We start from the raw sequence: 9,356 nt of genomic DNA on the forward strand, positions 1-9,356 counted from the left end.
ATTAGCCTTCACCAATCGGGCTTTTACGGGCAGTTATCTCCCACCTAACTTCCTCGCATTCACCGAATTTTAAGGTGGGAGTCTACTGCCCGCAAATAGCGGGATCAAATAGAGAAATTGGGTTCTTTTTTCATTATTTCTATTCACTTTAGAAACTCACATACAATCTTCTTCAAATCCGAACTTTCAATAATTGGATGGAGAAAAAAACGTCGATAAATTTTCGTTCCAAATATTCAGAATTAATATTAAAATAAACAATGGGGATAGGGGTATGTGATCATAAATTATACATAACGAGGGAATAGAAATGAAAATTCAATTAAAAGCTGATTTAATGCTACTACTAGTTACATTTTTTTGGGGTGCATCCATCCTACTTACAAAGCTTGGACTTGATGGCATAGAAGAATATAATTTAATCGCATTGCGATTTATTATTGCATTTCTTTTATCAGGTTTAATATTTTACAAACACTTATTCAAAATTGATTTTAAAACTGTAAAATATTCTTTTATACTAGCTTCCGTTTTATTTATCGTCTATATTTTCGCGACTTTCGGTACAAAGTATACTAGTGTGTCTAATGCCGGTTTCTTACTATGTCTCACAGTCATTTTCATTCCGATATTATCAGCTATATTTTTAAAACACATTCCTGAAAAGAAAGTTATATTGGGCATTATTTTAACGATAATAGGAATCGGATTACTAACATTAACTAGTGAATTCAAGATCGGTAACGGCGATATATTTTGCATACTGTCTGCCTTATTTTATGCGATTCACGTTATCATTACTGGAAACGTAACAAAACATGTGAATTCAATTGCACTTGGGGTAGTACAACTCGGTTTTGTCGGCCTATTTAGTCTTATTTTTTCATTAGTGATGGAAACCCCAAAACTTCCTGGCACTATCGACTCATGGCTAATCATCTTAGCCTTAAGCATATTTTGCACCGCAGTCGCATTCATTGTTCAAGTTATCGCCCAGCAATACACGACGCCAACACATACAGGTCTTATCTTTTCATTAGAACCTGTCTTTTCCGCAGGATTTGCTTTCGTTTTCACAGGGGAAACACTTACAGGAAAAGGATATTTAGGGGCGACGCTTATATTATTGAGTGTGTTGATTGCTGAGGTGGATTTTAAGGGGTTGTTGCGGGTTAATTATAAGAAGAATATAGAGTAAACATTTCACTATGATCAATAAACATACCCCCGAAAAATATGAGTTTATATTTTTTTCATTCTCTTCACTTAGATTTTCTTTTAAATGAGCCTTTTTTTAGATGCTATCTTCGAATAAGGTAGCATCTAAAAAATGTTCAAAATTACTTACTGAATATAGTCATACAGATTTTTCGCTAACAATAAACAAGTTACTGTAATGAAAAGAGCACGAACATACCCGCTTCCTTTTTTTATAGCAAATTTGGAGCCAACAATCCCTCCAGCAATTTGAGCAATCCCCATTATAAAACCATACGCATAGTTTACTTGCCCTACATACATAAACATCAACAATGCACCAACATTACTTCCTAAATTAAGAAGCTTCGCATTACCTGCTGCTTTTAAAAAATCATACCCAATAAATAAAAGAGAAAACATTAAAAACGAACCTGTGCCAGGACCTAGAAATCCATCATAAAAACCAATAGTAAAAACAAAAAAAGTAAAGATAATGACGTGTCGACCAGACAATTTTTTATGAGTGGAAATACTACCCCAATCCTTTTTGAAAATCGTATAAATAGCAACCACACCAAGCATGATCAGCATCAATGGCTTCAGTACTTCTGGGTTCATTAAATGAACGATCCATGCACCTATTACGGAACCTATGAAAGTGAGTGGAACTAATTTAAACGCCGATTTCAAATCAAGATTACCAGAACGATAAAACACAATATTACTAGTTGCACACCCCATTGTCGACGCTAGTTTATTCGTAGCTACTGCACTTGCTGGATTCAATCCTGTAAATAATAAAGCGGGTAAGGCAATGAGTCCTCCACCACCTACAACTGAATCAATAAATGCAGCTAAAAATCCAAAAGCAATCAAAATAATTAATACTGATGGGTCTAAATAAAAATCCATTTTATCAACCTCCCCTTAGTCACTATTTGAATAGTAACTAATGATTTGCTATATGTAAAGAGTTATTGTAACGTTAAAATATAAAAGCAAACATCGGAGGACGAAAAAAGTGGACTACATAGTGCAACAGCTTAAAAAAATTGGTTTTAATGAATATGAAGCTAAATCTTATGTATCTCTTGTCAAACAGGGGCCTGTCACGGCCTACCAAGTGAGTAAGGATTCGGGTATCCCAAGAGCGCGAATTTACGAGATTTTGGGTAACCTTGTAGAAAAAGGAATTGTCATGAAGGAAGAAATAAATGACACCACTCGCTATTCACCTCTACCTGTTGAAATCTTTTTACAAAAGGCGCAATCAGAATGGCAGTCTACTTATGAAGGAATCAGTGATTCATTAAAAAAACTAGAAACTTTCGAGGAAAAAACGGATAATCGAGTGATTACTTTAAAAGACAATAAAACAATAATTAGCTATTGTCAGGCATTAATAAAAAAAGCAGAAAAACGTATTGTCATTTCGATGTGGGATGAGATGTACGAAGTATTAAAAGAAGAACTATCTAAGGTAGCCGATAAAGTCATGATACAAGGTATTACCCTACATGTTGAAAATCCCATTAAAAATCTAGAAGCCCACCGTATAACACCTTATACAGAAACCCGGTCTACAGAACATTGGTTTATTTTATCGATAGATTCTAAAGAGATGATTTATGGACCATCACTTGAGGAGCGTAATATTGCTTTTTATACAGATGACCCCGTTCATATATACCTATTAGAGGATTATGTATGGCATGATGTGTTAGTGAATCGACTTGTACGACGTAGCCAAGATGATTTGGAGCAATGGATTACGACAGAGCGAAAATCCTTCTTTATGGAAAAATAAGAAACATATTCAAGAGCAACCCAAAAAATTTGCGTATTAAACCTAACAACTTCTCCGTACAAAAATAGCCGACTATTATATAGTAAATAGTCGGCTATTTTTATATAAATTTATACAGACGCTGCCATTACCCCAGCGATTAATGAGATAAACGCTTCTCCCACTCTTTCACCTTTTCAATTGTTACATCTAATTTTTTAGCTATTTCTTCTATACTCATTCCTTTAAAGAGCATTCCAGCTGCCGAAAGTGCTTTATCAATTTCTTCTTGCTTCTCTTGCTCATATAAACGACCTACTTTTGTCATCCGTAACCACTCCTTTACCTTTTTGGCATAGTCTTCATCAATAAATTTATCTGTAGCTACCAAAACTCCAGCAATAACTTGAATTTGTTCTTGCTCATCAGAGATACATTTCGCTACCTCTATCGTCTTCTCAATTAAAATTTGTCTTTTTTCTCTACTATGCATAAGTGGTACAAGTATTAATTTCATGGTTTCTTCATCCGTCAAAGATTTTCCTTCTTCCATTTTCCTAATAACCTTTTGAAGGATAGCATCACCATTGTATTCGCTTAATAAAACAGATTTGGAATTTAAACGTATACTACATACATCTATTTCTTCTATCGGATTCATTACCTCGCTTGTATAAATAACCACGATTCGAATATCAGGCAACTCTTTGTTCTTATTATAGTAACGATACATAATTTGATTCGCGTAATCCATATACTTTAAATGATTTTCAAGGAAACGGGCATTGCTTTCATACTCTAACATTAAGATTGAACCGTCTTCCATTTCAAATAAAGTATCTGAACGCCTTTGATCTGCACGAATTTTCGAGAATTCATTTGGCATCAATTCTTTTATTCTTGGAAAACCTTTTAATCCATATGCTTCAAGCCCTTTGTCTTTATAACATTCACTTAAAAACTTCATAAGAATGTCTTTATTATGATAAGAAATATCATTCCCTGCCAATAGCTAATCCCCCTTAACTATTAGTTGTCATTTTCTTTATTATATAACTTATAAAATTGGCATTACAAATTTGGTTCACATGCAAATACTATTTTCAAAACTAATTCCCCTTCTCCACAAACCGCCCAAACTCCTTCAAAAATCGCAGCTTAAAACTCCCCACAGGTCCATTCCGATGCTTCGCCACATGAATCTCCGTCATCTCTTTCTGCATCGTTTCCTTATCGTAATAATCCTCACGATACATAAGCATAATGACATCCGCATCCTGCTCAATTTGTCCCGTCTCTCTTAAGTCAGATAAAAGGGGACGCTTATCTTGACGTGACTCTACGGAACGAGACAATTGCGACAACGCTACTACACAAACATTCAAATCACGCGCTAATAACTTAAGCTTACGAGAAATCTCACTAATCTCTTGAAATCGATTACCCTTATGCTTCGGATCGCCCATAATAAGCTGCAAATAATCTACAATAACTAAAAGCTTTTTATCACCGTGCTTCCTCTTTAGCTTACGAGTTTGTATCCAAATATCTTGCACCGTAACGCCTGCATGATCGTAAATCTCAAGAGGTAACTCACCAATCTCCGCAAACGCCCTACTCACCTTTTCCCAGTCTTCCATCGCAAAACGGTGCTTCGGGTTTTTCAGCCTGCCTCCGGACACTTCACCTACGCAAGACGCCATTCTTTTTAACAATTGCTTACTACTCATCTCTAATGAAAACAATCCAACCGCCGCTCCAGACTTCGCCGCGTGCAGTCCAACATTTAGCGCAAACGCAGTCTTTCCCATAGAAGGACGTGCACCAAGAACGACAAAATCACCTTCCTGCAGTCCGCACGTCATTTTATTTAGCGATGTATAACCAGTCTCAATACCCGTAATCTCTTTCACATCTTGATGAAGCTCCTCATACAAACCAACTAACGCATCCTTCAAATCAAACTCACACACACAGTCCTTTTCCTCTAACTCACAAAGTGCCGTAATCGTCTCACCAATAATTTTCTCATCCTTCTCCGCAATAAGACGCTCTCCCATCTTGTGCCCGAGAACACCCGCCTGATACATTTTCCAGGCACCTCGAACAAGCCCCTCATAATACGAGAAGTTGCTAGTCGTAGGCACACCATCCATTAACCCTATAAAATACTCCATTCCCCCAATCCCTTTCAAAAAATTCGGATCTACCCTAGAAATGAACGTCACAAGATCAATCGGTTGCCCCTCTTCTTCCATTTTTCGCATTAACTGAAATATAGATTTATGCACCGGCATAGAAAAATACTGCTCCGTCAAACGGCACTCCTTAATAAGCTCTCCATCAAATAATAGAGAACCTAACACCGTCTTTTCCGCCTCCACATTTTGAATACTCATGGCCGCCACCCGCGTTCCGCTAAAAAGCGCTGCAACTCTTCCTCAGACGGCGCATTCTTCTCCCACTCCTCACACTTCGCCAAAAAATTCTCCGTCTCCCCAGTACTAACAGACGACTCCTTCTTTCGAAAATTCGCAGTATCCACCTCAACCTCAGACACTTTCGTAAATCCCTTCCCGTGCCAACCACGCAAAATCCCCTTCACATAAGCAACCGTTCGCTTATTATTCTCATGCGCAATTTGAAGAGCCTTCAGCACAAGCTCCTCTGACAAATCAACCATCCACGCACTCAGTTCCTCCACCGTATGAGGAGACAAACTACCAAAATGTTGTTCATAAAACGTGAACACCTTACTTCCCGTTTCTTCCTCTATAACCTCTTCTTCCTCTGTCTCCTCGCAAACTGGATCAACATCATCCACAGCCAAATCACCAGGCATACCGAAATGTGCTAAAAGCATCGGAACACTCAGCTCCTCCTCCTCACACTTCTGAAGAAACATATGTACAAACTCCTTATTCTTCACACCCTTCAGCTCACGAAGCACACACTTCTCCACATTCGTATTCGTCACAGGATTATAACGAAGCCAATTTAAAACGAATAACTCCCTCGTCTCCGCATCATAAAGAATCTTTCCATAATCAATAAAGCGCTGCAAGAGCTTATCAACAGTCTCCCTGTTATAACCCGTCTCCATCTCAGCTAACCGCTTCGGAAAAGGAAAAATCCCACACTGCGTCGTCTTCGAACAAGTTAACAAGTATACATAGAAATACCGCTCCTCCGGCGTCAAATCCAAAACAAAATCATCCTGCCAAAAATTCACCTGCACATTACGATACACCGCCATCAAAGTTCCTCCCGTCTCCATTCAAAAATGAAAATTCCTCTTTGTACTATATATAAGAAGGAGGGCCCGGTTTTTGGCGTGTTATTTCAAATTTTTTTTGACTACTACTACGGTGTTTGTAGTTGTTTTTGTTTTGTTGTGTTTTTTCTTAGTGATTTATTACTTGGTAGGGGCTTGGGAGGGGTATATAAGGGGCTAGTTGTCAGTTACTTCGATTAGAAAGACTCGATCTGAAAAACCACCTCGTTCTTCTGCTTTCTTTTTACGGATGTTGTTGATTTCTTCTAGTGTTGTGCCTTCGTGTTCGGCTAGGGCGTTTATTAGTTCTAGGAGATCGGATAGTTCTTCGAGTTTGTGGGGTTTTGTTGTTGCTTCTAGGTATTCGGTTAGTTCTTCTTGTGTTTTGTTGCAGATTTCTTTTATGTATTCGTCTTTAGGTAGGATTCTTGTTGTGGGTGTTTTTCCGTTAGCTTTTATTATTTGTGGGATTTTGTTTCGGATTAGCTTGTTGTAGGTTGGCATGGGATTTTCCTCCGCTGATTTTTCTTCTATTATAGCTTTCTCTACTTTTGGGGATTTTTTCTTTAAATCTTCAATCTCTTTATTTATTGACTTTATATTTTGGAAACTTCGATGATAGTATTGATAATCAATGTATTGTACTTTTTTGAATACTTGATCTAAGGCTACTTTCTTGACTCGATCACTGTCGCTCTCAAATACTCTACTAAATATTTGTTTTTTTGTATTATGATCTGTATAGGCGTCTTTTATATTTATTTTTTACTAAAAAGGGAATTTATGTATCTTTTTTTTGATAAGTAAATTAGGGAGAGTTTCCGCCGCAACTCTAATAAGATTGTGAGGAATTATACTTATACTAACGGGGGCATTAATGAAACAAGAAACAAAAAAGAGCCTTTTGGTTCTTTTTCTTTTGATAAAATATCAACACTATCGTTTAACCTAGTCTAATTTTTAATTGCATTAGGCTCTATAACTATTTTTCATTGTTTTGATTTAGAGGACGACCTATCCCTGGTGCGGGAGCAGCACTCCAGAGAACTTTAGTTCGAGGACCCTTTAGAAAACAATTTAAACAGATAAAAATCCTGCTACCAGATCAGGATTTTTATCTTAAAGGCTTATGATATTTTTTTCTTACTTGGTACTATAGGAGCAACAAAATTTTGACTTGCTATATGTTGTGTTAATGCAGTCGTAATAATACCAATACCTTTACCACTAGAGTAACCTCCAAAACAACCACTTTCCCAATTAATTAGGAACTCCATATTTCCTTCTATATTTAAAGTTTTTCCATTTTTTAAAGTCTTTTTAATTATATTTCGATAAACTGTTATATTAGGAGTTATTCCTGATACTGAAACTCGACTATGGAGTGTATTGAACAAGCGCATCATAATTTGAAAACCCATAGATTTTACTAAAATGTGATGTTTTGTATCTTCCCAAGCTTCAGGGAATTCAAGACTCCAGGCAGTGAAGTAGTCATTAAGTAAATCAATTTGCCGGCTTTTACTCATATCGGTAGATAGGTATGGAATAATCTGGTCTTTAAGTAACTTTAGGAATGTGCTGTTAGTTACGTAAGTTTTTTTCATACTTTCTGGACGTTTACCATCTATATCTTTAATCCGTTGATACAGAATTGACTGTGGATTATCGTTTAACCCTTTTATGATAGTATCAGCAGTTTCGTCAGTTCCTGCAAGAACACCAGCGATAGCTTTCATTGCTAGTGTATGAACTGGACTAGGTTTTTCTTGTTTTTCATTAATGTCAATAAAAATACGAGCCATATCATTATTAGGTAGATCTAAGTATACTGTGACTGTTAATTCAATTTCCATTCGACCAGCTAAGTAAAACCCTTCGGTACGATGATGTGAATCAATAAGAACTCCTAGAAACAGTAATGCTTCATCTTCAGCATTTAAATAACCATCTTCATCTGCTGTAATAGCTTTTAATTTTTCTTCATACTTAATTAAATCAATCACATACACGGCTTCTTTGGGTGTAACTAGTGACTGCTCAAACGTAACGATATCTGCTAAATGAGGGCGCTTTCCATCTCTGTTTGTATATAAGTTCATAATAACTGCATTGGGAGAAGAAAATTTTGCAGTATCTAGTGCTTTTTCACAAATTTCTTTGATTTTCACATCTTTAAGTGCACGTTGAATTCCTCCTGGATTATCATAGTCTCGTGGAATTCGACGAACCAAAGCAATCGATTCATTAACAGCAATTGTGCTGGTATACATTTCGTACTCATTTCCTTGTTCTAATTTCACCAATTTAAGTTTTAAAGTATTCCCTACGTTTTTGCGAATTTCTGTCACTAACCTTAATAGTTCTTCTTTTTTCTTTGAGTATGCTTTTTTCATAGTAAATTTATCCTTTCAAATAGTGTAAAGTAAAAACTTAAAACCTTCAAAGTCATAGTTAATCATAGGTGGTTATATAAAATATAATGATTGCTCTTTTATATATCGACCTATGATTAATCTTTTAAAAATAACTAAATTCATGCTATTTTTTAACAAATAAGTTCTAGGTAATCATATTTCCCAAGTTTCATTAAGTTACAAGGTGAACAAAGATACTGCATATTTTTAATCTCATCCACTCCACCTTTAACCAATGGAATCTTGTGGTCCACCACTATATTCTTATCAGACTGACAATATGAACAAAATTGTTCGTTAGGATTTATTTTCTTAAATAGTTTAACAAGTGATTTACTACGTCGAGTGTTCGTATTCCCCGTATAATAATTCCAAAGGGCACTAATTTGCTCTTCGTTCGGCATTTTTTTACATTTAATACTTAAATAATCTCTAAAATAGATCCTACCCAAATTACTGGTTTTCCAACTTAATAATTCCTCTTCACTAGGTCGAAGCAAATCTACAATCACTTCTTGTATATATGGGAGAACTTGTAGAAAAAGCTTATTTCTATCAATTTCGAAATTTTTTAATAACTCAATAGTTCTGTTTAAATCTTTCTGCACTTAATATCACCTTCTATTGATTTAACATCAAATCTCTTAGAGGTTTGATGTTCTTTGTTACTCTTTGATAA

9 protein-coding genes are annotated in these 9,356 nt (G+C 35.9%); 2 read left to right on the top strand and 7 right to left on the bottom strand.

Going from position 1 to position 9,356, the window contains the following annotated elements:
- Positions 1–310: 310 nt before the first annotated feature.
- On the top strand, positions 311–1,198 hold the full coding sequence (locus tag KI356_RS12255; protein ID WP_212935551.1) for a DMT family transporter: 888 nt from the start codon (positions 311–313) through the stop codon (positions 1,196–1,198).
- A gap of 146 nt (positions 1,199–1,344) precedes the next feature.
- Here KI356_RS12255 and KI356_RS12260 read toward each other — a convergent pair whose 3' ends face one another.
- Entirely contained in the window at positions 1,345–2,112 is a 768-nt protein-coding gene (locus KI356_RS12260) for a TSUP family transporter (RefSeq protein WP_212935552.1), read from the bottom strand.
- 109 nt (positions 2,113–2,221) lie between these two features.
- Here KI356_RS12260 and KI356_RS12265 point away from each other — a divergent pair, with 109 nt between their 5' ends.
- Positions 2,222–3,007 carry a TrmB family transcriptional regulator gene (locus KI356_RS12265; protein ID WP_128282012.1) on the top strand — a complete coding sequence of 262 codons (786 nt, stop codon included), beginning with the start codon at positions 2,222–2,224 and terminating at the stop codon, positions 3,005–3,007.
- Positions 3,008–3,146: 139 nt separating this feature from the next.
- Here the strand turns inward: KI356_RS12265 and KI356_RS12270 are convergent, their stop codons facing one another.
- From KI356_RS12270 to KI356_RS12295, 6 genes are all read right to left on the bottom strand, one after another.
- Complete coding sequence (locus KI356_RS12270; RefSeq protein ID WP_212935553.1) at positions 3,147–3,995, bottom strand: RpnC/YadD family protein; 849 nt, start codon at positions 3,993–3,995, stop codon at positions 3,147–3,149.
- 100 nt (positions 3,996–4,095) lie between these two features.
- Positions 4,096–5,385: a replicative DNA helicase gene (dnaB, locus tag KI356_RS12275; protein ID WP_212935554.1), complete on the bottom strand. Its 1,290-nt coding sequence runs from the start codon at positions 5,383–5,385 to the stop codon at positions 4,096–4,098.
- Entirely contained in the window at positions 5,382–6,242 is an 861-nt protein-coding gene (locus tag KI356_RS12280) for a DnaD domain-containing protein (RefSeq protein ID WP_212935555.1), read from the bottom strand. The genes dnaB and KI356_RS12280 overlap by 4 nt, the downstream gene beginning before the upstream one ends.
- Positions 6,243–6,437: 195 nt before the next feature.
- Positions 6,438–6,764 (bottom strand): nucleoside triphosphate pyrophosphohydrolase, encoded by a 327-nt coding sequence (locus KI356_RS12285; protein WP_212935556.1) that lies wholly within the window; start codon positions 6,762–6,764, stop codon positions 6,438–6,440.
- 623 nt (positions 6,765–7,387) lie between these two features.
- Positions 7,388–8,656, bottom strand: coding sequence for a DGQHR domain-containing protein (locus KI356_RS12290; protein ID WP_212935557.1), 1,269 nt, complete (start codon positions 8,654–8,656; stop codon positions 7,388–7,390).
- 152 nt (positions 8,657–8,808) lie between these two features.
- Entirely contained in the window at positions 8,809–9,285 is a 477-nt protein-coding gene (locus KI356_RS12295) for an HNH endonuclease signature motif containing protein (protein ID WP_212935558.1), read from the bottom strand.
- Positions 9,286–9,356: the final 71 nt, after the last annotated feature.

Origin of the sequence: Bacillus hominis (genome assembly GCF_018332515.1) — a bacterium.
GTDB lineage: Bacteria > Bacillota > Bacilli > Bacillales > Bacillaceae_G > Bacillus_A > Bacillus_A hominis.

Bases quoted from the DNA above. Each gene is read 5' to 3' on its own strand.
- KI356_RS12280 (WP_212935555.1), bottom strand. From the start codon at position 6,242: ATGGCGGTGTATCGTAATGTGCAGGTGAATTTTTGGCAGGATGATTTT.
- KI356_RS12290 (WP_212935557.1), bottom strand. From the start codon at position 8,656: ATGAAAAAAGCATACTCAAAGAAAAAAGAAGAACTATTAAGGTTAGTG.
- KI356_RS12285 (WP_212935556.1), bottom strand. From the start codon at position 6,764: ATGCCAACCTACAACAAGCTAATCCGAAACAAAATCCCACAAATAATA.
- KI356_RS12260 (WP_212935552.1), bottom strand. From the start codon at position 2,112: ATGGATTTTTATTTAGACCCATCAGTATTAATTATTTTGATTGCTTTT.
- dnaB (WP_212935554.1), bottom strand. From the start codon at position 5,385: ATGAGTATTCAAAATGTGGAGGCGGAAAAGACGGTGTTAGGTTCTCTA.
- KI356_RS12255 (WP_212935551.1), top strand. From the start codon at position 311: ATGAAAATTCAATTAAAAGCTGATTTAATGCTACTACTAGTTACATTT.